The sequence below is a fragment of the Mesorhizobium sp. WSM4845 genome, assembly GCF_055811455.1.
In genome coordinates, this window is the sequence record NZ_JBVVQA010000014.1 from 1 (window position 1) to 24,641 (window position 24,641).

Here is a 24,641-nt window from a genome sequence, read left to right on the forward strand (position 1 = left end):
CTTTCTCTTCATCAGTCCGTCCTTCAATCGAGGCCGGACTCTAATCTCAGATGGAGGAAATTACCCGTGGCAGGTCAAACGCGCTGCCGATATAGCGGCCAGTGCCGCGTTCGGCCATCAGGGCAAAGGCTGGCTTGCCGGGCTCGCGTTCTGCCGCGCCGCAACTTCAGCGTCCTTCGACATCACGGCGGCTGTATATCTCATTTTCGCATAACCACTGCGGCCTGATGATCGTGCGCCTGCTCCTTCACAGCGAGAACTGGTATGATCCGGCCCCACCGCCGCTCCAAGGAAGGGACGTCATAAAACACCTGAGAGTTCGGGTCAGCGCCGAAGGTAAACACCGACCACTCGACTCCATCAGGATTATTTTCGGCGCAGTTGGAGTTCAGTTCTGCAAGTAGGTTAGAGAAAAGTGGATCATCGCGATACTTCGTTCGCAGAAGATCAATCGTCTGCCGAGTATGAATGGTGATATATGCGTAACCGTCCTGACGGAGAACGCGCCGAACTTCGAGGAGCCACGCCTCAGCCAATTCGGATATATGCGTGAAAACCGATCCGCAGTAAACCAAGTCGAAGGTGCTGTCTTCAAATGGAAGATGCGGTGCTGTGGTGTTGGTTGCGAAGAGCATCGGCGGATTAAGGTGTTCCTGGCACCAGGCGATATGCTCGGCATTAATGTCGAGGCCCCAATGCTCTGATGTCTCGTCTCGCGGAAGAAATCGCAGCATGCGGCCACTGGCGCATCCGAGATCGAGCACGCGTGTCAACGGAATAGGCGGTTGCCCGACTTCATTGAGGATGCAAAGCATTTGTGCCACGTCATCTTGTCCGCATTTCAAATAGTCTAATTCAGTCTGGGCGTATCCTTCCCACAGATGTTGAGGTGGAACCGGCGCGGCATTCTTTGACTGGGAGGGACAAACAAACAAGACGTTATGGTGTCTGGCTAAGGGGATGAATTGGGCCGAGCTGCCGGGACGTTCTCGGCTGAGTTGCTCGGTCGCCAGCTTGAAACGCTTGGTTTTACTTAACTGCCCAGCTAGCTTTTCCATCAGCGCCATTGCGCGACGATCCTGACTTAGTTTACGAGCTAGTTGTTCAATGAGGTTCATTTGCGCAGCCTCCAATTCTGATCGATGGTTTACGCACAAATTCGAGTCTAGGCCCGTCCCATCTGGTGGCTAGGGGAACGGAACGTGACCATTTTACTAAATTAGTAATGTTGCATGAAACGGCTTATTATTCGTCCCAGCCGGCGGACACGGCCCATACCCCCGCCGGTTAGGCCCGGCGGTCGGTTGCCTACTCCCGCAGCGGCTGTCGGGCCGCCCTATCAAGTCGCGGTAGGCGCGAAGTGCGGCTGTTCGTACAATGGAGGCAGCGATGGCTTATACGTATCGGTGCAGGGACTATCCAGGGATGGAGGCTTGTCCTGCAAGCTTCACGGCAGAGAGCGCGTCAGAGGTCATGAAACACGCCGAGCTTCACGCCGAAGTTGCCCACGGCGAGGACCCAAAGCAATGGTCGAAAGAGGACCGAGACCAAGTCCAGAAGCTGATTGTCGCGAGTTAGGCTCGCTTCTTGTAGGGACCGCGCACTATCGGGCTTCTCGGCTTCCTTTCAAACTGACCCACTACCGACATTAGCGATCACTTGTATTTCTCTTGAATCAAGATCATGCTTAGTTGGCAGAGCGGGTGTTGGGCCGCTGGATCGGGATTAGGTGGGGAGGGGTAGCGTTATGGAATTCGCAAGTTGTTATGTACAGGACGGGACTGTTCTCGCGTCCTCGATCTTCTTTACCGTGACGGCTGCCTTCATGGTTGTGGGCGCAATCGCCGCTGCGCGGCTGATTGCGATGTCAGGCGCGAGGTCTGTCGAACAGCCTCAGGCCGCGTAGTCCTGGCTGCCCCCGACATTTTTTCACCTTGCTGCTCATCAGCTTCGCGGAAACGCCGCTGTTGGCACTGTAAAGCCGGCGTCTGAATTATAGCGCGCCACTCCCTTGGTGATGCGAAGCTCTTTCAGATGGCCATTGAAACCATTGGTGGTTGACGTGGATCTCATCCCAATAGCCAAGACGGCGGATGAGTTGAAAAGCGCATTCGCACCGATCGTGGTCGAACTCGTCTCCATCACTCCATCCGCATAGAGGCGAAGCTTAGAGCCCGACCGTTCAAAGCACAGATGCTTCCAGGTGGTGAGGGGCACGCCGCCGCTTGCGCCAACCAAGTTGAATGTGCCGATGCCGTTTATCGACCACACGACATCCTGCTGGTTGGCCGCATTACACCCGCCATGTGTAGGAAATATTGCCCGACGAGCCTGCATGCGTGAGCAGATAGTTGCTGTTCGCGGTCGCGGCAGTGCGGGCGAACATCTCGATGGTGAAATCGCCGGTCCCGAAATTGAAGTCCTCGCTGTCGGGAGTGGTCAGGTAATCACCTGTACCGTCGAGCAGGAGCGAAGACGTTCCGAACGGTGGCGCTACGCCGGTATCGAGCTGCGCGTTGCCAAAGACTGACAGCGTACGGCCTGCCTGGCTTTCGTCCGTCATCGTAGTGGAGCCGTCGGCGCCATCGAAACCGCACAGCAGAACAACGTTTGCGAAATGCGGATCGCCGCCACCGCCGCCGCCGCCTGAGAATCTGGATGGATTGATAATCATCATTGCGTTGCAAATTCCTGGTAACATTTGGGTTTTCCGTTCAAAATTGTGATGGAACGGCGAGGGTCACGCGGCGTCCGCTACGTCTCCCGCTGCAGAGATCGTGGCATCGATAGCGAACGCTCCGTCTGTGAAGGCGCGCTTGAAGACGATTTGGCCGGCGCGCTCAAATACCGCGATCGAATACGGCTCGCAGACTGAACGTGCGATATCCCGCACGCCAGCAGTGACGTCGATAACTGCGCCGTCGATCACGTCATCAATGTTAATGGTGTCGATTTCGGAGGACTCGAAGCCGCCAGCCTCCATCAGAGCTTCTAGGAAATCCGAAAGCTGGCGCTGCGTTCCATCTTCGGAGATGATCCGTAGACGCTGCGGGACGCCAAGGCCGGTTTTGGTCAAGAGAGTGTCGGTCTGGCCGTCGTAATAAAAGGTCTGTGGGTCGCTGGTCGCACCACTAATGGATCGGGTTTCTCCAGTCTGAAGGTTGGTGAAGTAAGAGGTACTGCTGGCAACGAAGTAGAGTTCGTCGGTTAGGCGCTGGAGGTCTGGGTCGCCGAGCTCGCGGCTTGAGTAGGTCTCGATCTGGTAGGGAACAGTCTTGGTGAACTCGATTGCGCCAGTCGTTCCGTTCACACGTTTTACCGTAGCTGCATCGGTCCAGACAATTAGATCGCCATCGTCATGGACTGCATAGCGCAGATCGTCGCTGATGGTGGCGACGACAGTGGAGCTTTTGAAGGTGCCCTGAGCAGTGAAAGTCAGCTTAACCAGATCGGTATCGGCGCAAAGCCAAACATCGAATTCGCTGCCTCGTACTTCACCAGGCGTGATGCATTCGAACTTTGTGTATCCACCCCATGCCACGCCGGAATCGAACGTCTGCAAGAGGGAACTTGCATCGGCGAGGTAGACGAATAGCTGCTGGTCATCGGTAAACCCGACGTATAAAGCGTTGCTCGGCCCATCGATCAGGCAAACGGTCCCGAGGACAGCGAGGACGGAGCCGACATTGGCCCCCGTGGCGATGATCCCGCTACTGGTGGGGCTGGTGAGATAGGGCTTCCAGTTCCCACCGCCGTCTTGCCCCATGTAAATCAGCAGATTCAGGTTCCGGCTATAGCGCCAGCCATGGAACAGAAAGGAAAACTCATCCTGCGATATCGAGAAATATTCCCGCAGCGCGCCTAGAGAAAACTGGCGCACCGAGCTCCCGGGTTCCGTGTACCCAAAAAACAGCAAGTCTTCCCAGACCGGAACGATGTCATTGACGGCGACTGAACTTAGCGTCGAAAACGTATCATAGTCGTGAGTTGTTGCGCCGTCCTGAATCCATTCGGCCTCAAAAACAGGAGGCGCACCCAAGCCGACGATGTCGAAATCAACGACCACGATATCGAGATAGCCGCGATGGGCAGAAACGTTTGTTTCGCCTTCCTCGCGGACCATCGCGGGATCGCGCGGCTGGGTACTGCGACCGTCGTAGACGGTGAATTTCAGGCCCTTCTGGCGGTATCCGACGCTGCCGTCATAGATGAGCTTTCCGTTCGCATAGAGCTTGCGCATCTTCCAAGTCGAATCAGGCACGAGCGGTCGAGCAAAGCGCAACCGCGCCGACATCTTGGCGGTGGTTTTGGTAACGGTGTCCCAATACTCAATGTGCGACGATGTAATTGTCAGGATTGGCGGCACCCAGATGTAAGCAGCCGGCAAGCGACACTTGCCGTAAACGACCGGAATAGTCTGACCGTAGGCCGACGTCGGCAAGGTGGTCTGGACGGTGGGCACTTCCGGAACGGTAGGCGATGATGTGCCTCCGCCAGAGCCGCCCCAGCCACCGTAACTCGGTTTCTTGTAGGAATAGGATAGTGCCATCTACTGCCCCGCTCCGATTAGGAATGCTCGAGCACGGCGATGCGTTCGCGCCGAGGCAGCGCGTTGTGTGTTGGTCATCCTAATATTCCTTGTGAAAAAAGCCGTACAAAGCAGCACAGCTATTGCTAAGTTGTTCTGTCGAGCGTGATACTTGATTGTGCCGAAGCGGCTCGCTGAACAAGAAAACGCAAAATTGATGGTCCGCGCTTTTATTTCCTACTCGCATGCCGATGAGAAGGCGCTAGAGCGCCTGCACAGGCATCTCGCCATGCTCAGACGCGAAGGGCTTGACGATTGGTCAGATAACGAGATTTTGCCGGGACAAAAGGTGGGCGATAAAATATCGAGCAGCCTCAACGAAAGCAGCCTATTTCTCGCACTCCTTAGCCCTGACTACCTTGCTTCTGACTACTGCTACGAGAAAGAATTCATGCGTGCGCAGGAATTGGCGGCGGCAGGAAAAATCAGGATTATACCGATTATTCTAGAACCCTGCGATTGGCTAAGCTCCCCTTTTTCTCAATACTTGGCACTGCCGAAGGACGGGCGCGCGATATCAGATTTCGCCAATCAAAACATAGCCTATATGGACGTTGTAACCGGGTTGCGACGGGTTATATCGGATCTGGGCATAGCTGATAGTGGTCGCGACAATGCGTCATCTGCCGCGGTGGCGGCTCCAGTTCGACGACCAAAGATCAAGCAGGATTTCGACTCTATCCAACGCACCGAATTCCAAGACCAGGCGTTCGAGATAATTTTCAATTATTTTGAAGCCTCGTGCCGGGAGCTCAATTCCGTAGGTGACGGAATCCTTAAGGCAAAGTTCGATCGGATGGATGCTACGGCATTTACGTGCGTGGTCGTCAATAGGGGTAAGCGTAACGCGGAAGCCGCAATAACCGTTCGCAACAGCAAGGGGAAGAGTCATTTTGGCGGAATAAATTATGTCTTTGAGGCTTTCGCGGAGAGGAACACTTCAAATGGTACTATCAGCGTAGATGCTGACGACTATAACATGTACTTGACGATGGAAAGCTTCATTCGGGGCCAGTCCAAACTAACGCACCAACAGGCGGCAGAAGCACTGTGGGATCAATTCGTGGAACGCGTGGGCATCGGCTATGAGTGAGACGCGTAAGCTCCAATGCTTGAACTGCGGCCATCAGTTCGAGGCGGATGTTCTCACCGACAAGGAGAAGGAAGACGCGCGCCGCGAGCACCGCCATTATTCGTCTATCGCCTGTCCGCAGTGCCATAGAACTGATGTTAGGCGGGGGTGGAGTTGATCGTGGTCGACCGGCTCTGGCGCGAGATAAGGCAAGCTTCATAAATTGAGGGAGTCTGGAAAATGATAAAGCACTTATCGGCAACGGAGCTAGGTAGCGTTGCAGCAAGAGGAGGTAGCCTGGAAGTCGACGGCGCACAGTTTTCCGCTACGGATCTGGGCGCTATCGCGGCAAGACTGAATGGAGTAGCGTTCCTTAAGGTTCACAATTCCGCGAAATTTTCTGCAACCGAAATGGGTTTGATAGCCGCACGGAATGCGGGACACGTAGTTTTCGCATAACAAGATATGTCCGTTGAACAGATCAGAGAATGTGCCGAGAGAGTTCGTGCAGCGCTACAAGGCCTCAACCCCGAAGATTCACCGGTAGGACTGAAATTGTTTCCCCGCGGGGCGTGCGGAGATGCGTGCCTCCTCCTCGGCGCCGCATTAGCGGACCATAAGCTGGGTAACTTCAGCTATGTTTGCGGCCTCACTCACAAGGATGGCGGCAACGAATCTCACGCATGGCTTATTGGTGAAGGTCTGATTATCGACATCACCGCAGATCAGTTTGAAGATGGAATGCCTGCCGTTTTTGTTGGCGAAGCATCCGACTGGCATGATCGCTGGACAGAAGTCGTTGAAACAGGGCCTGCAGACTACCGCCAATGGCGAGGCCATACTTTGCACGAACTTAACCAAGTGTATAACGCTATCAAGCCCCAGCTTTAGCCGGCACGCCGCTTCACCTTACCCGGCGGCCCGAATTCCCGCTCCGCAAAAATAGGGCGCTCTGGCGGATGATACCCGCGATGGAATTCAGCCATGTAATCGAGCACATCGTGACCGATGCGGCGCCAAGTTTCCTCGGCGAGTTCGCGAGGGACGTTGCGACGGTCCTCGACCACGCCAGCCTCGACTAGCTCTTCAAAGAAGTCGTATCCGCTCATGAAATACATGAGCCATGCCTTGGCCTCGTCCGGCCTGGCCTTGGCCTTTCTGCGTCTAACTGGCATTGTCTGCCCCCTGCATGAATTTAGGTGCGCTAGGCGCGCCAGCCCATAATTTCCTCACTGCGGCCATTTCGTCTGCGCCCATTTCGCCCATCTCAAGAAGTGCATCTGCTTGATCGTGTATCCATGGGGCAGGCATGTCGCGGTCGAATACCCACCACGCATATGGACGCCCGCCAGGATGGTAAATTGCGTTCTGCTCAAGCATGTAATCGCGATACCGATCCCATTCGCTGCGCATGGCCTCGTCTGTGCGGTTGGAAAGCCAGCCGATGGATAGATCAAGTTCGACATCCCACGGAGGGACCGTGGAGCGGCGCCGATCCGTCTTGCGTCGGACCGGCATTAGGCGCGACTCCCGTAATCACGAGTACGCGGTGCGCGGGGAGCATCTACCGTGTCGAGGTCCAGGCCCAATTCACGCACGCCGCGCATGAAAGCAACGCGCGCATCCCGTTCGATAGCAACGGCCGGGTGCGCCTTCTTGGTGCCGAAGCGGTCGGTGATGACGATGCCGTCCGCTTTAAGAATCTTGCGAGCTTCCTCGCCGCGGTCGTGCGCCTCGGCAGCTTTCACAAGGATCTTAAAGTGGTAAGTTTCGAGATCGAAATCCTCGATAATTCCGGCGACCCATTTGCGCGTTGCCGCATCCAAATGGGCCGGAATCTTGTGTTCCGACATGGAGTCTACTCACTGTTTTAGGGGGAAAAACCGAAACGATTCGGGGCAGGACGCATATGCGTAGTGGGATGCGAGCGGTCGGCGGTGTTGACGGCGCCAGGTCTCGAGATACCCCCTTGGGGGGTTAGTGAATGCCACGCAAACGGTGTGCTGCCTCGGCCTTGCGACGAAGCGCGGACGCTGCGTTGGTGGAGGCACGTGACAGTGCAGCTGACGTTGATTCGTAAGCCGGGAACGCGGTCAACGTGATCTCGTATAGATCGACGTCGGTAATAGTCCGAAGCGGCAACCTATTGCCGCCATCCAACCATTCTTCCGCACGCACCTGAAAGCCAAAACTACAACCTTTGACATCCTGCCGTCTGACTGTGCCGAGTGCAGTCTGTCCTTCGGGTGTGGTCGGGTCAGCATCCAGACTAAACCACAAACCGATGCGGTCCTCACGAAGGGTGAGTGAGCCTGCCGATACTCTGCCAAGCACGCGCCCGCTGTCATGGCTGAGGATGGCCACGACATCCGGCATATCCTTAAGCGTACGCGTGAACGCCCCTTGCGCTATGCGCTCACGAAACTCGCCGGCTATCACGGTTTCAGAATCGAACATCACGCAATAACCGGAGATCACGTTGTCTGTCATTTGCGCTCCAGCTTGGCTTCGGCTCGCCCAAGTTTCGACTGTGCCAGCAGTTCACGGGCAATCTTGATCGGATCCGTATCCGCAAATTCCAGCGGCTTGCCTGGCAGTTTGATGCGACGGGATTTGCTGGCGCTGCGGGTGCGTGCCGTGTCGGCCTTCTCTATGTTACGCGACATATCCGGCCTCCCGTGCTTCGCGGATGTATACGGCGACCCTACGTTGCGCATCGCGATGGTCGCCCATGAAGAACGGGCGGACCGGCCCAAGCGAGGCCCAAGAAACACCTTCAGCCTCGATGGCAAGGATCAGTTCATTGAGTTCGCCGTGCGCCACGTCGGCCGCCTGCAGGGCAGCAACGAGGGCTGCAACACGCTTGGCAACCTCTGGCCGCACTGCATCGCAGACGGCCTTGCTGGCCTTGGTTTCTAGCGCCAGGCGGCGTTTTTGAATCTCTGCCAGGGCGGTCTCACCAACGGCGATGGCGCGTCTCGGCGATAGCCTTGCGCTTCATTGCCTTGGTGGAGGGGGCGTCGCCGAGCAACGCAGCCACGTCAGGATGCACCTCGGGCGTGTCATCGATGGCCAACTCCCGTTCGAGGAGCTTAAGCTCGGCGCGACCTCCACGGACTGCATCGCTGATGCCGGTTTCTTTTTCTACGATAACACCTAGATCGGGCAGCGATTCCGCCTGTGAAGGCACCCGGTAGCCGTCAGCTTTGGGCGCGACGCGCGGCGGGCGCGGGTCATTGACGGGGCGCGGCTTTGCTTTGTTGAAGATGGGCATTATTTGCCTCCAAACAGGTCGCGGACGGCGTCGACAAATGCGCTGCCGGTAATGGTCGTGCTCTTGCGGTGGCCAGCGTGCTGCCAATTCGAAGCCAAGGCGCCAGTCTCTGCAAAACGAGACAATCGGCCCGTCGTGCCGTCTGCGATGACAACCTCAGGCCAGTTACTAACGACTTCGATTCGGTCGCGGCGCAAGAGATCCGCGCTACCGTGAACCGCGATATCGGCCATGATGTCGAGCGCGCGGCCGGCCGTGTCGATGCTGGCCGGTGCGGCAGTTAGGTCGACTCCACCAGGCGTGAGTGCCCGGTAGCGCTCAACCGCATCTGGCGCCTCGTGCAAGGCCGTGTCAGCGGCAAGCGCGACAATTAGCGAGACCACGTCATGCGCCTCGAGTTCCGGCGCGACGCCGGGAGCGCCAATTGGAATAACGCCCCGCTCTTGGAGACGGCGGGAAACGGTTCGGCTGCGGGATTGTGGGAATCCCAAACATTGCTCGATCGCGATCAAGCTAGCGTTCAGGGTGGCCATGCATTGGCTCTCCTTTCATTGTTTGAAATTGCGTGAGTGATTGGCAAAAAAACACCGTCCAGATCGGTGACTGGACGGTGCAATTAACCGCGCTCTCGCCTACTGAGCGAAAGAGCGCGTGACGCAAGACGATGACGAGGCGCCGTGCGCAAAGGAAACTCGTGGGGGTATTTCTATCTCTACAAGCTAAAACCGGATTTCTGGCACGTTGTGTTACGCGGCCAGCAACTTAGCCACCTTTTTCAGTGCGTCGTTTGCGGCCTGCACATATCGCTGCCGCGTCATGCCAAGGTCAGCTCCGGCATCGGCTGCCGTTGCGCTGCTGGTTGCGAGCGACAGGATGCGCATGTCATCGCCGTCAAGGTTCGCTGCTAACCACTTCTGCACAATTACGCGTATCGCCTCGTCTGACGCGCGCTTGGCATGTCCGTCATGGCTGGAGCCGCCACCGTGGAGCCGAGACACGCCGCCTATAAAACCATCAGGGTCACCATAGCCTGTTGGAAGGTAGGTGATCGCTGGGGGCACGGGAGTGTTGGCGTATGCCGCGGCTAACATATCGGACCTGGCCGCAGCACCATCTTCCACGCCGTAGAAGAACGGCGTGCGCCCTGCACCTAACGGCTCAATTGGCGCTCGCCGGAACGGCTCAGGCTCCCACTCACCGGCAAGCTCAAGATACGACCGGACGCGCCCTGCGCTGCGGCTGGTCTTGGTGGCTGGCTTTTCGAACGTCCGATACTCCGAAGGCTTCAATGTGCCTTTCTTGCTGAGACCGCGCCCGATCATGGCGCCGGCCGGTACCCTAATATCGCCCGTCACTACCTTTCCCAAGGCAAGGACCGGCCCGCGCTCGCTACGCTCGGACATGGTGAACGTCAAAGCGCCAATGTGCCAGGTGCGATGTCGCCACCGCTCGCTGTGTGTCCGGCCATGACCAGTGCGTACAGCTACACGTCCAATCATTGCGCGCTTGATCTCTTGGATTTCGGGCCGCATGCGCCATCCTGCGCCGACGGCTTCCTTGTCCAGTGTCTCGAAGGGATCTGGCAGGCAATCGGACACGTGCGGTGCCAAAAGCGCGTCCACAGCCTCAAGGGCGGCAAGCCGCATGTTGTCGTTTACAGCCTTTAGGCGCTTCTGTGTGGGCGTGGTGGTGATGCGAACGCGATCGTCTGGCAAGCCGTCCACCCAGGTGCGGCGGTCGGCCAAACTCGTGAAGTCTTCTGCTTTTTTTGGGTTGGTCATGGGTGGTCATCCCAATAGGAGGAACCGGCCAGGCCGGGCAGTCCGTTTCCGCGATGTGCGGGTCAGGTTCAATTTTTCTGATCGAGGGGCTAGACCCGTCGTCAAAATTATCCCGTTGCGGGACCGAAATTATGCGAATATTTGGAAGGTCGTTCTCAATCAGGATGACCAGAATGACTTTCCTCCAGTTTGCATATTTGATGGTTGCAGTGTCCTACGTCGTGGTGGTCGTGGCGCTATTTGCTGGTCATAACTGATGACCCATTTGTCAGACCTTTTTAACGTCGTTCCTGGCCCACGTGGTGCGGCGTTCGACATCAGCAGCGATTGCAGTACCCCTCTGTTCGTTATCATTCGCGGCCTCTTTCATGAGCTTGCGGAACTCCTCCCATGACATTCGCCGGCCGCGATATGGTTTGGCAGACTCCGTGGTCGACGTTGTGCTGGTCGATCGGGCTGTGATGTTCATCTGCGCGCTCCATCGTTTATGCGCCAGGCCGCTTATTCCTCACGCGGTCGTAAACCTCGACATGCGTGCCGCTTACGTCAGTCACCAGGCAGATAAGCTTTGGCCGAACATGTGGGTCGCTCATATCTACGCCAACGACTTTGACGGTCTTTCCGGTGTCTGGAGCGATGGCATCAAATTGATTGGTCAAGGGTATCACTTCAGTTTCCATTCGTTGTGTTCTCCTCTGGTTGAAAATGCGTCACCAACCGTCCCTTGCGTGCGTGAGGCGATAGAATAATCAACGTCCGAATATAGATAAAAGCGAACGAAGATGGTTTCTGTCTCACGCGCACAAGGGCCACTCGGTGACACTTGCCTTTAAGCTGCCTGCTTTAATCGCCCGGCGTCCGCGATTACCTCACGAACCTTCCGCCTGCGTTCCGCCTCTTCCGTGGCGCGAGACGCAAACAGCGTATGCACGGCGGGTCGAACGTTCCATTGCAAGCTGTCACGCCTGACATCGGTGCAGGCTCCAGCCAACCGAAGGCGTCGAGCCGTTCCAGCACCGATTGCGCTTCATGATTGTCCATTGCTCGCATGACGCTATCGCCGCGGCGCACGCTCCGAACTGTGACGCTAGCTGGCTGGTGTGCGAGTATCCAGCCAGCAGTCGCCAGTAATGCGTCGTGGCGCTCAGAGAGGCCGAGCACGTCCGCGTAGAAGGCGATGGCGTGAGGAAACAGGAAGTCGTGTAGGAAGGCTGCAACACGGCGCGCAGTGTCCTCCTTTACTTCCGATGCGGGACGGCTTCCCGTCGACTCGATGCAGTGCCAAATGGCGCAGAGGCGAGCGAACAGTCCGTCATACTTTCCAATGTGGGCGGCAAGTTTCTTATTCACCGCCTCCCAGCCCGTGGCCATGGCATGGTGCTTTGCCTCCAGTTCGTTGCGCAAACTTTGCGCGCCTTTGTCGAACCGCAATGGCACCTCGGTCATCCCGCTTAATGGTTTGCCAAGACCATGGAGCCTGTCGACAACTGCTGCGTACGTTGCAACTACGGGCGGTGTCGGCTCATCCTTCCCGATAGACGCGTTGCCCAGCACGATAGGAAAGAGCCGCTGGAGCAAGCCGTCATCAACGGCATCGTTCGCCACTTTCCGCATCGGCTCCGGCTGGATCCCGCCAAGCATTGAGACGGAAAGGTTGTCAATCCAGACAGCGCCCCGACCAATCCTATTGACGGTGTAATTTCCGCCGTTGAATGACTGAAGCCAAAAGGCGCGGTCTTTCGCGGCGCCTCGGTTTCCCGAATATTTGTCCATGGAACCGAACCAGCCAGAAAGCTCATCCTGAAGGCAGAGAACGCCGTTCGGGCTGTCTTTCAGAACTTCTTGCGCCGCCTCAATGGTGGTGTCCTCGAGGCGTAGCCGAACGTGCTTTGGTGCCGTCGCGGACTTCTTCAGTTCCTTATCAAGTCCATCGTACTCAGACTTGGCTTCGACGTAAGCGCGATAGAGTTCACGGTCGATTTTCTTCAGCGGAGCCGTGGCGTTGGCAATGAGTGGGCTTTTCTTAGTGCTCGGGCTGCCGATCAACGCGACCCAAATTCGCGGCGATTCCATCCAGTCATCATGACGTTTGACCTTCAATTGGATGCTGTCCGGAATTGCTGCCGCACAAACGGCCAAGGCCGCAGCGGCAAGCCCGCCAGCATCGACGCCCATCATCTCGGCTTGAACGCGGGCGTACTCTTCGATGACAGAAGGAAGCAGGCCAGAAGGCAACGGCGGGTGAGCGTAGCGCGCCCATAGATCGACGGGGCTATTGTCGTCGTTTGCGGCCTTCCGCTTCTTTTGTGGTGGCTCCGGTCGGTCGGATGGCGACAAGTTTTCCATGTGAGCGAAGCTAACGACCTGGCCCATCATGTCGAAACGAACCTGACCGCCAAGTTTTACTATCTTGACCACTGTGCCGTGGCCCGTGGAGCCGTGCTCTACGCGGTCACCGACCTTATAAGGTGCTGTCTTAGTCTGCGTAGAAGTCATGGGCGTTCAGGCCTCCAAGGGCTACGCCAGCGGCGCGCGTGATTTCTTCTGCAAGTGCTGGAGTAAAGGTCGCGAGGCGCACGCCGCCGGACTGCGGCGAATAGGTCATGCGCCGGCCGTCGGGCTTCTCAACCAGCTTGAGCCCGTAAAGTCGGCACTCCGAGGTGAGCGCTATGTCAAAGCGCGCAATGACGCTCCCGGTGCCTGGCGGCTCCGGTCTAATACTGAGGATTTTCAAGAGTTGGTTCCCGTTTTCGAAGTTGCCGCGGTTGGATCTGCGGTGTTTTTTGTAGTCGGTTAGCGGTGCTTGGCTTCCCGATGCCTCTTACGCAAGGCAAGCGCCGCCAGGACCGCGGCAAGTTCAGCGTCGAGTTCGGCGAGGGTCATCTCTGAAAGGGGCTTGGTCATGCCGCCCTCGCTTCATGTTCTTTCAGCCAGGCATCGAGTGATGAGCGGCGAGCGGATACCGTGCCGCCGAGTTTGAAAGTCGGAAGGATGTTGTCGTAGATAAGTCGGTAGGTCTGCCGCCTCGTGATGCCCAGAGCGGTCGCGATTGCGCTGGCGCCCATGAGAAGGTCGCCAGATGTATTATCGTTTGAATGGCGCATAATTTCCCCTTTTGTTTCGGCGCCAAAGCGCAGAAATTCCGTACGCCGAAGCGTACACCAAAGTGCTAAGATTGAGGGGTTAGGGCCGCCTTTAACTTGGGCGGGAGAAGCGAGTCGCGGCTGCAAGCGCCGGCTTGCTTCAACCTATAGGCGTTTTCGCCTTGCTGTCAAGATCAGTCCATCATTAACCAGTATTTCTATTTGCGTACTTGTTGGTAGCCGTGCGCCATGCTATTTCATGCGCCATCCAATATGGAGGCCACAAATGGCAACGGTGCGGAAGCGGCAGTGGACTAACAAGAGCGGCACCCATGAGGCGTGGGTGCTGGCCTATACCGATAAGAACGGCCAACGGCACAAAGAGCAGTTTGCCAAGAAGCGCGATGCCGACGCGAAGCGCGTTGAGGTCGAAGGGCAGATCAGCAAAGGCACCTTTCGCGCCGATGCGGCTAACACGTCTGTCGCTGACGCCGCGGCGGAATACGTCAAGCACATTGAAGGCCGGCACCGTCGAGACGAGAAAATAACGGCTCTTTACCTCAAAACCACCAAGGCCCACATCGCCAACTATATCGCGCCCTCCAACGATCAGAACGTCGATTTCGGAGGTGGGATAGGCTCGGTGAAACTGGCCGGGTTATCCGCCAGGGCGGTTGGCAAATTTCGCGACAGCCTGCGCGATGCGGGCGTAAGCGTGCCGACGACACGGGCCATTCTTGGCACACTTTCCCGCGTCCTATCGTATGCGGTCTCCGAAGACCTCGTCGCCGTCAACGCCGCTGCGGGCATTAAGGTGATAGGCAAGCGCGACGAAGGAACGGAGAAGGTCGTGCCTCCGTCCAAGGCAGCACTAGCCGCAGTCCTGAAGGCGGCGGACGCAGATTTCCGCGTGAAGCTAATGTTCGCCGCGGCCAGCGGTCTTCGCGCAAGCGAGCTTCATGCCTTGCCGTGGCGGAACCTCGATCTTGCGAACGGCGAGGTTACGGTCGATCGGCGCGTTGACGCCTTCGGCAATCTGGACGTTACCAAATCCAAGGCTGGCAAGCGTGCCGTGCCGCTAGGCACGCCGGTAGTCGCTGCCCTGAAGGAGTGGCGCCTGCGTTCGAAATTCAGCAAGGACGACGATCTGGTGTTTCCAAACACCCTTGGCGGATTCACGCCACACACTCGAATGATGAAACGAAAGTTCCGCCCGTTGCTGGCCGATGTTGCGGCAAAGGAAAAAGAGGAAGGCCGTAAGTTCGTACCGTTCGGCTGGCACGGTCTTCGGCATTTCGCAATTTCAACGTGGATAGAGGCCGGTCTGCAGCCGAAGACCGTTCAAACGTTCGCCGGCCATTCGACGCTTGCCGTTACCATGGATCGCTACGGCCACATGTTCCCCAGCGACGACCACAAATCGGTTATGGACGGGATAGCGGCGGCCGTGTTTGGTGGCGCATGAATGGCGCATGATACGCAGAAATGGCGGTATTCTGCGGTTTTGCTAAACATTCCTAATCTGTAGGTCACAGGTTCGATTCCTGTCGGGATCACCACGCTTTTCAATTACTTAGCGAGCCATCGCCGTAACCGGGGCAAAACCGGTGGCGGACGCGGCGTTATAACTCGGGTGTATCGGGTTAGAGCGGGTGGCGGTTTGGCGGGCGGCGTGATTCTGTCGGGCTATGGCGAAGCCACCGCGGGCAGCATGAGCGGATTTTTCACGACCATAGCCGTGGCAAGAGCGAAAACCAGAAGCAGCACTGAATTAGGACGAGGCCGCTGCCACCGATCAGCAACGGCACCACCAGCGCCTGCGGCATCGGAGAGACGCTTTCGCGGACGTTGCAATAGGCCCGAGCAGTGCAATTCGGATGCTTACGCCCGATGTGGCGAGCGGTCCGGCCGGCTATCTGTGGCCATCATAAGATTGCCGCGGCAAGTGACTAGCGGAACAGATATTTTGATACCTCTGGATTGCCTCGTCGCCACATAACGTTATCCAGGAAGTAGTGGTGCACGTTGATGAATATCCACGCTATGAAGAGGAACAGCGACGAGCCGAGCACCTCTTTATTATACGGAATCAAAGCAGACAACGCGATCGGGACCAGCCAGAAACCGAGAATCCCAAGAATACTGCCAATGATGATAAAGCCCAGCACTCGCAACCTATACATCGGGCCAATAATGGACAGGACCTTGAATTCGGGTTCTATAACAGCATCTGAACGGTCGAGCTCTACATTGGTCTGATAACGCCAGACCACCGCCAGGTACTGCAACGAATGGAGCGCCGGCACCACAAGCAACCAGAGCGGGTTTATCCTCACAAATAGAATCCAGGCGTATAGAGACACGACGTAAGCGACGACGCCGTTGTACGGTAGCGTGCCACCATGCTTGCGCCAGCGATTGATCAGCATCACGACCGTGGCTGCCGTGGAAGCAGCGGCGGCAAATACGGCAATATTGGTGACCCATGAGGGGGCGGCAAATGTGTAGTAGTCCAAGCCCCAGAATTGCCTTTCGGTGATCACCGCGTTTGTCTGAAGCCAAGCGAACAGCCATACGGCATAGCCGTTGAACAGCAGCACTTTCTTGTCTTGCTCGTTGAAGAACCTGCGCTTCAATACGGCGTCCACCATCAGCATGCCGTAGCCTTGCTTGACATAGTGCCAGCCCACAAAAAAGGCCATCGCATTGCCAGCATACCCCAGCAGGCGCGCATTCCCCGCTATTGAACCGTAAGCAAAAAAACCGCCCATGATCAGCGGGACGACAATGCCCGCGAAGATGTAACGGACCTGAAGGTTCTTGTCATATCCGTCTCCGCGCACCTTCCGCCCGAAATTGCGATAGAAAAGTTGATACGAGTGGGCAAAGTGCGGATGGTTTATCAGATGAGCCAGCAACAACATCGTTGCGCCCACGAAACCTTCGTATTTAAGAGGGACAAAAAACAAGACCGGCAGGATGAGGAACGCGCTCCCGCCAAGCATGAGAAAGTCAGCGACCGGACCAAAAAGATACTTCTGTGGGGCCGCCGCCACAGGAACCGCATCCGCCGAAAGGTGAAGTGCCATATTTATGCCCCTTGGGGAAACTCATTTAACAAGCCCGTCGTTTCCTAACGGTTAACGTGAAACGGTTGTGGTCACGATAATTGTTGGTCGTTCCATCGCTGCGGCATTCTTCTTCTTATGCCCGTCGCGATAGCGTTCCAGGCAAAGCGCATTGTGGGATTCGCAATCGCGTGCATGCCGACGATCTCGTCGGCATGCGCCAACCCGAATGCGATGGCGATCTCGTCACGATAGTCCTGGATTGCTGCCGCGGCCCGACGGAGTAAGTCGGCGCGCTCCACAGGCTCAGGGATACGGCAACGGTGACAACTGCCCTGACGCCACGGTCGCCATGATCCTATACCCAAATGGGTCATGCGCGGCCCATGGAACCACTCTATTATCGATGAGGGGTAGCTTGCTGCGAGCAAAATCGCACTTGGCAATTGGTGGGGCAGGGGGAAACTACGATCATTCCTACGACCGCGCTGATGTCAAAGCTCAGTGGGTGGCGAGCGAATGCTTCAGGCCTTGCTTCATGCTGGAGGGCAACATGCGCGCCTCTTTTCGACGTATGTTCATCAATCTGGATCGAGTACTCCTTAAGCTCGCGTCAGCTGTACTTCTCTTTTGCGCGTGGAGCGGGGATATCCATGCCGGAGAGTTCAAGAAAACGAATTGCTGGTTCGAGGTTCCGCGCGACCGTGGAATGACGTGCGGGACTCTCAATGTCCCTGAAAACCGCAAAAAAGCTTCTGGGACTGAAATCACTCTATCGGTGGTGGTCTTCGAGCCCGACCGCGAGCGGCATGAGCCCATTGTGTTTCTCACGGGCGGGCCTGGCCAGCCCACCGATATTGGCGACAGGGAAGACATCGAGGCATGGTGGCAGTTCATAAGTGATCAAAATTGGATGATCGGGCGCCGAGTGGTCGTGGTCGACCAACGAGGGATAGGAAAGTCAATTCCCAGGCTGAGCTGTTCGCGATACTTCAAGGCCGATCATTGGAACTCCATTTCGCTAAGCGTCGATGCTGAAATCAGCTTTGACAAGCTCATGAGAGATGAGGTGGTCGCGTGCCGAAGCGCGCTGATAGCAAAGGGCATTGACCTCTTCGCCTACAACACCGCCGAAAATGCAGCAGACGTCAACGACGTTCGCATGGCTCTTGGCATAAAGAAGTGGGTACTCTACGGCGTCTCTTACGGCACAAGAGTTGCCTTGGAAGTGATGAACGAGTATCCAGAGGGCGTCTCGGCGAGCATTCTGGATTCCGTTCTGCCCCTTGATATCGACTACCTCAAGGAAGATGGGCGAAATCTGGATCGTTCTTTGCGACTGCTGGAACGAGATTGCCAAAAATCAAAAAATTGCATGCGCGAACTGGGAGACGCGGTGCGAGCGATCGTAAAGCAATTGGACAAACAGCCGGTGCTTTTGCGGAGCGATGACGGAGAAAACGCTCCCGCTCAGTACAGATATGTCTCCGGAGCGGATTTTCTCGAACTTGTATTCGGGTTGCTATATGATCGTTACGCTATCGAAGACATTCCAAAGCTCGTCGAGAAAACATACGAAAACGATTTCAGACCGCTCGCGGATATGATCTTTGAGCATGACGATACCGAGATTGCCCAGGGCATGGATTTTTCGGTCACTTGCTCTGAGACCAACAGATCCGAGTTGCCTGACAAGCGCCTCGAATACTGGACGAAGTGGATCGGAGAGGCCGACTATACCTGGGTTTGCCCGCTTTGGTTTCCCCAGGGAATGACGGTTTCGCAAAAGCATCCCCGCCGCCTGGATATCCCGACCCTGCTGTTGTCGGGCGAGTATGATCCGGCAACACCAACTCACTGGGCATATCGTGCGGCCAAAAGCCTTCCTTTTGGGCAGGTCGTCGTGCTTCGCGGGATTGGGCACGATGTGATCGATTCCGACCCTTGCGGATCGGAGGTCGTCGCCGACTTCCTGGCAAACCCCAGACGCAAGCTGAAGACTGAGTGCATTGGGCGGATGCAGGCTCCGCAGTTCACCGCCGCGGCGGAGGAGCAGTGGCAGGAGCCAGCAACACAGCGGGCTGCGGCGATAAGGTCGCCAAAGCAGATGAGGTCGCCGTTCCGGTTCAGGCATCGCTCTTCAACATTGCCCAGAAAACACTAGTTCTCCTGGCGGCAAGCACCGCCAAGCTGCATCACGATCGCGGGCGGCCCTGAGGGCGGCCCGACTCGCTATTCGAGATTCGGTGTGTTTAGATAGGTGCCTACCAAGGGGCTGGCGGTGGGCGCTGCTTTCGATTTTGACGCGATCGGTGTTGCCTTTGTCGAGGCAGCCCTCGATCCATCACGCTGGGATTCCGCGATGGAGGTGGCAGAAAAGGCCACCGGGAGCGCCGGAGCGCTGCTCTTCGACATAAAAGGGCATCTGCCACTCGTGCCTTGCAGCCGCACCATGGCCCCTGCTCTCGAATCCTACGTCCGCGACGGCTGGATAAACCGGGACGAGCGGTATCGCCTCATCAACTTCCTCGATCGGAAAGGGGTCACCTCGGAGTTCGACCTCCTGACGTCAGACGATATCGCCAAGCATCCATACTACCAGGAATTCCTCGCACCTTTCGGCCTGCGATGGTGCGCGGCCGTCAAGATCGCCGCCGGAGACGACTTCTGGGCGCTGTCGCTGCAACGGTCGATCCAACAGGGTCCGTTCACGCCAGACGAGATGAGACAGCTGGCGGACCTTTCGAAACAGCTGGGCTCTGTGGCCGCAGTTGCGCGGGCAATAGGTTTCGGGAGGGCCGACGCGGCACTGGATGCGTTTAGCGCCACCGAAACGCCTGCGGTCATGTTGGACAGAAGTGGCAATGTCCTCCGGTCCAACGCTCCGGCGGAAAGGCTTCTGGGGCGGGGTCTGCAGATTATGCGCCGACGTCTGGTCTCCTTTGACCGAACCGCGACCGATGCTCTCGACCGATCGCTGAAAGCGCTGCTGTGTTCGCCGGACACTGCCGCATCGATGCCACCCGTGCCACTGCCCAGACTGCAAGGGCGGCCGCTTCTTGCCTATCCGTTGCGACTGCCGAAAGTCTTCTACAACGCGCTGGCGCCGTGCCAGGCAATCGTCATCCTCATTGATCCTGACGCGAGACCTCCTCCTGCTGAAGCCGTGCTGCAGTCCTGCTTCAGGCTGACAGCGTCCGAAGCGAGGCTGGCGAGAAAGATTTGCGCGGGACACGGCGTTGAAGCGGCAGCCGACGAACTTGGCGTTTCCTATGAGACCGGGCGCAACCAGCTGAAAACGGTCTTCGCGAAGACGCAGACGCATCGGCAGTCGGAGCTGGTCGCGCTTCTCACAAGGCTCTCGAACGGTCGATAGTTCGCGCAACACCGTTCTCTCCAGTACCATCGGTTGTTGCACGTCGGTGGAAACGCGTGTGGCGACAGGCGCCGCAATTGGTACTGCGGCGCTTTTGCGTGAGTATCGTCTTGGCGTCGGCGAACCCGCCGCGCAGGCCACGCCAATCACATACGCCGGCCGGTTTTCGCTTCGAACAGGTGGGCGCAGGCGCGATCGACTTCGATCCGTATCGGCGCGCCCTGCTTGAGCGGCAGCCGCTCGCGGAACAGGCAGGCGATTTCCTCGCCGGCGCAGTCGACCTTGGCGAAGATTTCCGAACCCGTGGCTTCCAGAAGCGTGACCGTGCCCGGCATGCCCTGGGCAGTTGCGCGGATGTGCTCGGGACGGATGCCGTAGACAAGTTCGCGTCCTGCAGCGTCGGTCGGACGGGCGCCTTCCGGCAGCGGCAGGATCAGCCCACCAGCGCTGCGGAACACGCCTTCCTCGATGCGGCCGGCAATAAAATTCATGGCGGGCGAGCCGATAAAGCCGGCAACGAAGAGGTTGGCCGGCTGGTCGTAGAGGTCGAGCGGCGCGCCGATCTGCTCGACCAGGCCGTCATGCAGCACGACGATCTTGTCGGCCATCGTCATGGCTTCGATCTGGTCATGCGTGACGTAGATGGTTGTGGTGCCGAGCCGCTGGTGCAGCGCCTTGATCTCGCCGCGCATCTGGACGCGCAGCTTGGCGTCGAGATTGGAGAGCGGCTCGTCGAACAGGAAAACCTGCGGGTCGCGCACGATGGCGCGGCCCATGGCAACGCGCTGGCGCTGGCCGCCGGAGAGCTGACGCGGATAGCGCTCAAGCAGCTTTTCCAGGCCGAGGATATTGGCGGCATTCCTGACGCGGCCGGCGGTATCGGCCGGATCGGCTTTCTTGATCTTGAGCGCAAAGCCCATATTGTCGGCCACGGTCATATGCGGATAGAGCGCGTAATTCTGGAACACCATGGCGATGTTGCGGTCCCGCGCCCGCAGATTGTTGACCATGCGTTCGCCAATGGTGATCTTCCCGCCCGAGATCGTTTCAAGTCCGGCGATCATGCGCAGCAGCGTCGACTTTCCGCATCCCGACGGGCCGACCAGGATGACGAATTCGCCGTCGGCGATATCGACACTGACGTCGTGAATGATCTTGGTGGCTCCGAAAGCCTTCTGCACGTTGTTGATGGTTACCGATGCCATTGGATTTCTCCGGGAGAAAAATTGATGTCGAGCTAGAGTTCGTCTTCAGCCGCCCTTGACCGCGCCGGCGGTCAGTCCGGCGACGATCTGCTTTTGCGCGAACATGGTCAGCACCAGCACCGGCAGCGTCACCACCAGTGCGGCGGCGGCGAGCGGCCCCCAGCTCACCTGCTCGTAGGAAAGCATATTGTAGACGGCGACCGGCAGCGTCCGCGTCTCACGGCTGGCGAGCACTACGCCGAAGACGAAATTGTTCCACGAAAAGATGACCGACAGGATGAAGGCGACAACGATGCCCGGCTTGGCGATGGGCAGGGCGACCAGCCGGAACACCTGCCAGGAGCTGGCGCCGTCGATATTGGCCGCCTCTTCCAGTTCCATCGGCGTGGTTTCGAAATAGCCGATCATCACCCAGACCACGATCGGCACCGTCACCACCAGGTGGATGATGATCTGCGGCCAGAGCGTGCCGAGGATCCCGATCCATTGGAACAGCAAAAACAGCGGGATGAGATAGGACAGTCCCGGTGTCATGCGGGCGATCATGATGACGACCGCCGATTTTTCGGCCTTGAGCCGCGCTATGCCATAGCCGGCCGGTACGCCGATCAGCAGCGCCAGCAGTGTCGCCGTGCCGGTCACCAGAACCGAATTCCAGAGATAGAGCAGGAAATTGTTTTCCTCGAACACTTTTACATAGTTCGACCAGGCGAAGCGTTCGGGGATCAGGATCGGCGGATAGGCGCCGTTGTCGATCTCGAATTTCAGCGAAAGCGAGATCATCCAGAGAAAGAAAAGAATCGCCGGCGAGACGATGACCAGAGCCGCGAAAAACAGGCCGATCTGGTTGAGCAACCGTGAGCTCATCTATTTGCCCTCCGCGTCGTTCCACTGCGAGCGCTGTCGCAGCATCAGGAGGATGAAGGACAGCGCCACGATGACAATGAAGAACACCACGGCCATGGCCGAGCCATAGCCGATGTCGTAATAGGAGAAGGCGGTGTTGTAGAGATAGATGTTGATGGTTTCGGACGCCGTGCCCGGTCCGCCCTGGGTCATCGCATAGATGATGTCGAAGCTCTTCAGCGCATCGATGGTGCGGATGATCAACGCAATCATCAGGAACGGCGCGATCATCGGCAAAGTGAGGTAGCGGAATTGCTGCCAGGCATTGGCGCCGTCGATCTCGGCGCTCTCGAACGGCTCGCGCGGCACCGAGGCCAGCCCGCCCAGCACGATCAGCATCACCAGCGGCGTCCACTGCCAGGTCTCGACCGCGACCAGCGAAGGGATGACCGTGTTGGCGTTGAATATCCATTCCTGCGCCGGGATGCCGACCAGCGATAGAAGGTAGTTGAGCACCCCGAGCTGGGGATGGAACATCATGGTCCAGACCAGCGCCACGGCAACCGGCGTTGCCATCATCGGCATGACGAAGACGCCGCGCAGCAGGCCGCGCAGCGGAAACCTGGCGTCGAAGACCAGGGCGGCGACAGTGCCCAACAACATCGGCGCTGCCACCGACAGCGAGGTGTAGGTCAATGTATGAACAAGCGATTCCCAGAATCGCGGGTCGCTGGCCAGGCGGAGATAGTTTTCCATCCCGGCAAAGCTCCGCGACTGGCCGAGCGTCCAGCGGTTGACGCTCATCCAGAGCGTGAACGCCCAGGGAAAGACGATCACGGCGCTAACGACGACGAGCGCCGGAACGACGAAGGGCCAGTAGTTGGGAGCCAGCCGGATCGTCTGGCTCCCTTCGATGGCTTGCGTCGTCACCCCGGTGCGTTCAGGGGCGATGGCGGACATCAGCCCTGCTCGCTCCTGTCGAGAACCGGCTGGAACTGCGCGGTGGCCTTCTTCAGTTCTTCGGCAGGATCGGCACCGGCAATCATGTTGGTCAACGCCACGCCGTAGATGTCACGGAACTCGGTGACCGGGATGATCACCGGCAGCGCCAGCCTGCTGATATTGCCGGACTGAACCACCGCATCGAGCCAGCTTGCCGGCATGGTGACGCCTTCGCGCACCTTGGGATCTTCCAGCACCGACTTGCGGAACGGCACGCCGGCGCCGGCCTGGAGCAGGCGTGCGCCCATCGCCGGGGAAACCGCCCACTGACAGAACAGATAGGCGGCTTCCTTCTTTTCGCTGGAGGCGGTCACCCCGAGGCCGTCGCCAAACGTCCCGGAGGCATGCGCCTTGGGCCCCTTGGGCATGACGCCATAGCCGACCTTGCCGACCACGCGCGACTTTTCGGGATTTTCCATCGGCGGGGCAAAACCGACGCCATCGAACCACATGCCGATCTTGCCTTGCAGGAAGGCGGACTGCGCTTCCGCCCAATTGAAGCCGGTGACGCCCGGAGGGGCGGACTTGGTCATCAGCCTCTGGTAGAGGGCAGCGGCCTCGATCGCCTCGGGCGTTTCGGTGCGCAGCTTTCCCTTGTCGTCGAGCGGCGTCATGTCGTAGCCGAGCATCAGCGACGTCCACACCGGCGTGTTGGCATTCTTGAGGCCGCGGGCGACGAAACCGAACGTGTTGGTCGATGGATCGGTCAGCGCTTCGGCGGCGGCCACCAGCTGCTCGAATGATTCCGGGTACTTTACGCCCTTGGCCTCGAACAGCTCCTTGTTCCAGTAGACGATCCAGTAGTCCACCGAGAAGGGCAGCGAACGCAGCACGCCCTGGTTGTCCTTGGCGAAAAGCATGCCGGCCTCGGCGAAATCGCTTTCGACCAGGCCGGGATCGGTCAGCGTCGGATCGGCGAGATAGCCGGCGATGTCGGCCAGCCAGCCACCCTTTTCGAACTGGCGCTTCTGCACGTGATAGCTCAAATGCACGACATCGAAGCTCGGCCTGCCGGAGCTGAGCTCGATCACCGTCTTCTGCCGCTGCTGCTGTTCCGGCGTCGCCTCGGCATTGACCTTGATGCCGGTCAGTTCCTCGAATTCGGCGATGTATTTCAGGATGGTGTCGCTGCGCGGGCTTTTCACCAGATTGACGTCGAGCGTGGTGCCGGCAAAGCGCTTCCAGTCGACGCTGGCGGAAAAGCTCGGGCGAATGCCGGCAAGGCCGGCGGCGGCGAGCGCCGTGGTTCCTGCAAGGACTTGCCTTCTCGTTGGCTTGAACGGATTGGACGACATTTCTTCCTCCCTTGGGTTGCTGTCGTTGTGGATAGTGTCGCGGCAGCCGCG

At 58.0% G+C, this 24,641-nt stretch carries 28 protein-coding genes; 8 read left to right on the forward strand and 20 right to left on the reverse strand.

Going from position 1 to position 24,641, the window contains the following annotated elements; all coding sequences use genetic code 11:
- Positions 1-200: 200 nt before the first annotated feature.
- Positions 201-1,118 (reverse strand): class I SAM-dependent methyltransferase, encoded by a 918-nt coding sequence (locus AC0L2C_RS17025; RefSeq protein WP_287238123.1) that lies wholly within the window; start codon positions 1,116-1,118, stop codon positions 201-203.
- 271 nt (positions 1,119-1,389) lie between these two features.
- Between AC0L2C_RS17025 and AC0L2C_RS17030 the strand changes: the two genes are divergently transcribed.
- Positions 1,390-1,578 (forward strand): DUF1059 domain-containing protein, encoded by a 189-nt coding sequence (locus AC0L2C_RS17030; RefSeq protein WP_287238124.1) that lies wholly within the window; start codon positions 1,390-1,392, stop codon positions 1,576-1,578.
- A gap of 366 nt (positions 1,579-1,944) precedes the next feature.
- Here AC0L2C_RS17030 and AC0L2C_RS17035 read toward each other — a convergent pair whose 3' ends face one another.
- The 3 genes from AC0L2C_RS17035 to AC0L2C_RS17045 form a co-directional block, all read right to left on the reverse strand.
- Positions 1,945-2,271 (reverse strand): LamG-like jellyroll fold domain-containing protein, encoded by a 327-nt coding sequence (locus AC0L2C_RS17035; protein WP_473523941.1) that lies wholly within the window; start codon positions 2,269-2,271, stop codon positions 1,945-1,947.
- A gap of 22 nt (positions 2,272-2,293) precedes the next feature.
- The gene (locus AC0L2C_RS17040) at positions 2,294-2,677 is read right to left on the reverse strand and encodes a hypothetical protein (protein WP_473523942.1); all 384 of its coding nucleotides are present in this window, start codon (positions 2,675-2,677) and stop codon (positions 2,294-2,296) included.
- 63 nt (positions 2,678-2,740) lie between these two features.
- Positions 2,741-4,549 carry a hypothetical protein gene (locus AC0L2C_RS17045; protein ID WP_473523943.1) on the reverse strand — a complete coding sequence of 603 codons (1,809 nt, stop codon included), beginning with the start codon at positions 4,547-4,549 and terminating at the stop codon, positions 2,741-2,743.
- A 157-nt stretch (positions 4,550-4,706) separates the two neighbouring features.
- Here AC0L2C_RS17045 and AC0L2C_RS17050 point away from each other — a divergent pair, with 157 nt between their 5' ends.
- Positions 4,707-5,681: a toll/interleukin-1 receptor domain-containing protein gene (locus AC0L2C_RS17050; RefSeq protein ID WP_473524016.1), complete on the forward strand. Its 975-nt coding sequence runs from the start codon at positions 4,707-4,709 to the stop codon at positions 5,679-5,681.
- Positions 5,682-6,125: 444 nt separating this feature from the next.
- Entirely contained in the window at positions 6,126-6,551 is a 426-nt protein-coding gene (locus tag AC0L2C_RS17055) for a hypothetical protein (protein WP_473523944.1), read from the forward strand.
- Here the strand turns inward: AC0L2C_RS17055 and AC0L2C_RS17060 are convergent.
- The 5 genes from AC0L2C_RS17060 to AC0L2C_RS17080 all read right to left on the reverse strand — a co-directional run bounded on the left by AC0L2C_RS17060 (position 6,548) and on the right by AC0L2C_RS17080 (position 8,326).
- Positions 6,548-6,835: a hypothetical protein gene (locus tag AC0L2C_RS17060; RefSeq protein ID WP_473523945.1), complete on the reverse strand. Its 288-nt coding sequence runs from the start codon at positions 6,833-6,835 to the stop codon at positions 6,548-6,550. The two genes, AC0L2C_RS17055 and AC0L2C_RS17060, sit on opposite strands and share 4 nt — an antisense overlap.
- Positions 6,825-7,178: a hypothetical protein gene (locus AC0L2C_RS17065; RefSeq protein WP_473523946.1), complete on the reverse strand. Its 354-nt coding sequence runs from the start codon at positions 7,176-7,178 to the stop codon at positions 6,825-6,827. The genes AC0L2C_RS17060 and AC0L2C_RS17065 overlap by 11 nt, the downstream gene beginning before the upstream one ends.
- Positions 7,178-7,513: a P27 family phage terminase small subunit gene (locus AC0L2C_RS17070; protein ID WP_473523947.1), complete on the reverse strand. Its 336-nt coding sequence runs from the start codon at positions 7,511-7,513 to the stop codon at positions 7,178-7,180. The genes AC0L2C_RS17065 and AC0L2C_RS17070 overlap by 1 nt, the downstream gene beginning before the upstream one ends.
- Before the next feature lie 124 nt (positions 7,514-7,637).
- On the reverse strand, positions 7,638-8,150 hold the full coding sequence (locus AC0L2C_RS17075; RefSeq protein ID WP_473523948.1) for an HK97 family phage prohead protease: 513 nt from the start codon (positions 8,148-8,150) through the stop codon (positions 7,638-7,640).
- Positions 8,147-8,326, reverse strand: a complete 180-nt coding sequence (locus AC0L2C_RS17080; RefSeq protein ID WP_473523949.1) for a hypothetical protein — start codon at positions 8,324-8,326, stop codon at positions 8,147-8,149. Before AC0L2C_RS17080 ends, AC0L2C_RS17075 begins: the two co-directional genes overlap by 4 nt.
- 43 nt (positions 8,327-8,369) lie before the next feature.
- Between AC0L2C_RS17080 and AC0L2C_RS17085 the strand changes: the two genes are divergently transcribed.
- Complete coding sequence (locus AC0L2C_RS17085) at positions 8,370-8,579, forward strand: hypothetical protein (protein WP_473523950.1); 210 nt, start codon at positions 8,370-8,372, stop codon at positions 8,577-8,579.
- A 37-nt stretch (positions 8,580-8,616) separates the two neighbouring features.
- On the opposite strand, the gene AC0L2C_RS17090 is transcribed toward AC0L2C_RS17085, so the two are convergent.
- The 3 genes from AC0L2C_RS17090 to AC0L2C_RS17100 form a co-directional block, all read right to left on the reverse strand.
- Complete coding sequence (locus AC0L2C_RS17090; RefSeq protein WP_473523951.1) at positions 8,617-8,934, reverse strand: hypothetical protein; 318 nt, start codon at positions 8,932-8,934, stop codon at positions 8,617-8,619.
- Positions 8,934-9,467: a hypothetical protein gene (locus AC0L2C_RS17095; protein WP_473523952.1), complete on the reverse strand. Its 534-nt coding sequence runs from the start codon at positions 9,465-9,467 to the stop codon at positions 8,934-8,936. Before AC0L2C_RS17095 ends, AC0L2C_RS17090 begins: the two co-directional genes overlap by 1 nt.
- Positions 9,468-9,680: 213 nt before the next feature.
- The gene (locus AC0L2C_RS17100) at positions 9,681-10,715 is read right to left on the reverse strand and encodes a hypothetical protein (protein WP_473523953.1); all 1,035 of its coding nucleotides are present in this window, start codon (positions 10,713-10,715) and stop codon (positions 9,681-9,683) included.
- Between the two features lie 428 nt (positions 10,716-11,143).
- On the opposite strand from AC0L2C_RS17100, the gene AC0L2C_RS17105 reads away from it, so the two are divergent.
- The gene (locus AC0L2C_RS17105) at positions 11,144-11,464 is read left to right on the forward strand and encodes a hypothetical protein (RefSeq protein ID WP_473523954.1); all 321 of its coding nucleotides are present in this window, start codon (positions 11,144-11,146) and stop codon (positions 11,462-11,464) included.
- Between the two features lie 115 nt (positions 11,465-11,579).
- On the opposite strand, the gene AC0L2C_RS17110 is transcribed toward AC0L2C_RS17105, so the two are convergent.
- The 3 genes from AC0L2C_RS17110 to AC0L2C_RS17120 all read right to left on the reverse strand — a co-directional run bounded on the left by AC0L2C_RS17110 (position 11,580) and on the right by AC0L2C_RS17120 (position 13,780).
- Complete coding sequence (locus AC0L2C_RS17110) at positions 11,580-13,211, reverse strand: DUF3987 domain-containing protein (RefSeq protein WP_473523955.1); 1,632 nt, start codon at positions 13,209-13,211, stop codon at positions 11,580-11,582.
- Positions 13,192-13,449 (reverse strand): hypothetical protein, encoded by a 258-nt coding sequence (locus tag AC0L2C_RS17115; RefSeq protein WP_473523956.1) that lies wholly within the window; start codon positions 13,447-13,449, stop codon positions 13,192-13,194. The genes AC0L2C_RS17110 and AC0L2C_RS17115 overlap by 20 nt, the downstream gene beginning before the upstream one ends.
- Before the next feature lie 166 nt (positions 13,450-13,615).
- Positions 13,616-13,780 (reverse strand): helix-turn-helix domain-containing protein, encoded by a 165-nt coding sequence (locus tag AC0L2C_RS17120; protein WP_473523957.1) that lies wholly within the window; start codon positions 13,778-13,780, stop codon positions 13,616-13,618.
- A 304-nt stretch (positions 13,781-14,084) separates the two neighbouring features.
- Here AC0L2C_RS17120 and AC0L2C_RS17125 point away from each other — a divergent pair, with 304 nt between their 5' ends.
- Positions 14,085-15,263: a tyrosine-type recombinase/integrase gene (locus tag AC0L2C_RS17125; RefSeq protein ID WP_473523958.1), complete on the forward strand. Its 1,179-nt coding sequence runs from the start codon at positions 14,085-14,087 to the stop codon at positions 15,261-15,263.
- Positions 15,264-15,747: 484 nt separating this feature from the next.
- On the opposite strand, the gene AC0L2C_RS17130 is transcribed toward AC0L2C_RS17125, so the two are convergent.
- Complete coding sequence (locus tag AC0L2C_RS17130) at positions 15,748-16,887, reverse strand: hypothetical protein (RefSeq protein WP_128246066.1); 1,140 nt, start codon at positions 16,885-16,887, stop codon at positions 15,748-15,750.
- A 397-nt stretch (positions 16,888-17,284) separates the two neighbouring features.
- Between AC0L2C_RS17130 and AC0L2C_RS17135 the strand changes: the two genes are divergently transcribed.
- Entirely contained in the window at positions 17,285-19,030 is a 1,746-nt protein-coding gene (locus AC0L2C_RS17135) for an alpha/beta hydrolase (protein ID WP_473523959.1), read from the forward strand.
- A 117-nt stretch (positions 19,031-19,147) separates the two neighbouring features.
- Positions 19,148-20,242: a helix-turn-helix transcriptional regulator gene (locus AC0L2C_RS17140; RefSeq protein WP_473523960.1), complete on the forward strand. Its 1,095-nt coding sequence runs from the start codon at positions 19,148-19,150 to the stop codon at positions 20,240-20,242.
- A gap of 146 nt (positions 20,243-20,388) precedes the next feature.
- On the opposite strand, the gene AC0L2C_RS17145 is transcribed toward AC0L2C_RS17140, so the two are convergent.
- From AC0L2C_RS17145 to AC0L2C_RS17160, 4 genes are read right to left on the reverse strand one after another with little or no spacing between them, the layout of a single operon-like run.
- Positions 20,389-21,447, reverse strand: coding sequence for an ABC transporter ATP-binding protein (locus tag AC0L2C_RS17145; protein ID WP_287238216.1), 1,059 nt, complete (start codon positions 21,445-21,447; stop codon positions 20,389-20,391).
- A gap of 45 nt (positions 21,448-21,492) precedes the next feature.
- Positions 21,493-22,314: a carbohydrate ABC transporter permease gene (locus AC0L2C_RS17150; RefSeq protein WP_023797160.1), complete on the reverse strand. Its 822-nt coding sequence runs from the start codon at positions 22,312-22,314 to the stop codon at positions 21,493-21,495.
- On the reverse strand, positions 22,315-23,253 hold the full coding sequence (locus AC0L2C_RS17155; protein ID WP_473515429.1) for a carbohydrate ABC transporter permease: 939 nt from the start codon (positions 23,251-23,253) through the stop codon (positions 22,315-22,317). It abuts the gene before it with no gap.
- Positions 23,253-24,590 carry an ABC transporter substrate-binding protein gene (locus AC0L2C_RS17160; protein WP_473515430.1) on the reverse strand — a complete coding sequence of 446 codons (1,338 nt, stop codon included), beginning with the start codon at positions 24,588-24,590 and terminating at the stop codon, positions 23,253-23,255. Before AC0L2C_RS17160 ends, AC0L2C_RS17155 begins: the two co-directional genes overlap by 1 nt.
- Positions 24,591-24,641 lie beyond the last annotated feature (51 nt).

Excerpts from the sequence above, each read along its gene's own strand:
- AC0L2C_RS17060 (WP_473523945.1), bottom strand. The coding sequence starts at position 6,835 with ATGCCAGTTAGACGCAGAAAGGCCAAGGCCAGGCCGGACGAGGCCAAG.
- AC0L2C_RS17065 (WP_473523946.1), bottom strand. The coding sequence starts at position 7,178 with ATGCCGGTCCGACGCAAGACGGATCGGCGCCGCTCCACGGTCCCTCCG.
- AC0L2C_RS17025 (WP_287238123.1), bottom strand. The coding sequence starts at position 1,118 with ATGAACCTCATTGAACAACTAGCTCGTAAACTAAGTCAGGATCGTCGC.
- AC0L2C_RS17030 (WP_287238124.1), top strand. The coding sequence starts at position 1,390 with ATGGCTTATACGTATCGGTGCAGGGACTATCCAGGGATGGAGGCTTGT.
- AC0L2C_RS17130 (WP_128246066.1), bottom strand. The coding sequence starts at position 16,887 with ATGGCACTTCACCTTTCGGCGGATGCGGTTCCTGTGGCGGCGGCCCCA.
- AC0L2C_RS17095 (WP_473523952.1), bottom strand. The coding sequence starts at position 9,467 with ATGGCCACCCTGAACGCTAGCTTGATCGCGATCGAGCAATGTTTGGGA.
- AC0L2C_RS17080 (WP_473523949.1), bottom strand. The coding sequence starts at position 8,326 with ATGTCGCGTAACATAGAGAAGGCCGACACGGCACGCACCCGCAGCGCC.
- AC0L2C_RS17045 (WP_473523943.1), bottom strand. The coding sequence starts at position 4,549 with ATGGCACTATCCTATTCCTACAAGAAACCGAGTTACGGTGGCTGGGGC.
- AC0L2C_RS17125 (WP_473523958.1), top strand. The coding sequence starts at position 14,085 with ATGGCAACGGTGCGGAAGCGGCAGTGGACTAACAAGAGCGGCACCCAT.
- AC0L2C_RS17075 (WP_473523948.1), bottom strand. The coding sequence starts at position 8,150 with ATGACAGACAACGTGATCTCCGGTTATTGCGTGATGTTCGATTCTGAA.
- AC0L2C_RS17090 (WP_473523951.1), bottom strand. The coding sequence starts at position 8,934 with ATGCCCATCTTCAACAAAGCAAAGCCGCGCCCCGTCAATGACCCGCGC.
- AC0L2C_RS17055 (WP_473523944.1), top strand. The coding sequence starts at position 6,126 with ATGTCCGTTGAACAGATCAGAGAATGTGCCGAGAGAGTTCGTGCAGCG.
- AC0L2C_RS17145 (WP_287238216.1), bottom strand. The coding sequence starts at position 21,447 with ATGGCATCGGTAACCATCAACAACGTGCAGAAGGCTTTCGGAGCCACC.
- AC0L2C_RS17150 (WP_023797160.1), bottom strand. The coding sequence starts at position 22,314 with ATGAGCTCACGGTTGCTCAACCAGATCGGCCTGTTTTTCGCGGCTCTG.
- AC0L2C_RS17100 (WP_473523953.1), bottom strand. The coding sequence starts at position 10,715 with ATGACCAACCCAAAAAAAGCAGAAGACTTCACGAGTTTGGCCGACCGC.
- AC0L2C_RS17110 (WP_473523955.1), bottom strand. The coding sequence starts at position 13,211 with ATGACTTCTACGCAGACTAAGACAGCACCTTATAAGGTCGGTGACCGC.
- AC0L2C_RS17070 (WP_473523947.1), bottom strand. The coding sequence starts at position 7,513 with ATGTCGGAACACAAGATTCCGGCCCATTTGGATGCGGCAACGCGCAAA.
- AC0L2C_RS17120 (WP_473523957.1), bottom strand. The coding sequence starts at position 13,780 with ATGGGCGCCAGCGCAATCGCGACCGCTCTGGGCATCACGAGGCGGCAG.
- AC0L2C_RS17160 (WP_473515430.1), bottom strand. The coding sequence starts at position 24,590 with ATGTCGTCCAATCCGTTCAAGCCAACGAGAAGGCAAGTCCTTGCAGGA.
- AC0L2C_RS17040 (WP_473523942.1), bottom strand. The coding sequence starts at position 2,677 with ATGATGATTATCAATCCATCCAGATTCTCAGGCGGCGGCGGCGGTGGC.
- AC0L2C_RS17155 (WP_473515429.1), bottom strand. The coding sequence starts at position 23,253 with ATGTCCGCCATCGCCCCTGAACGCACCGGGGTGACGACGCAAGCCATC.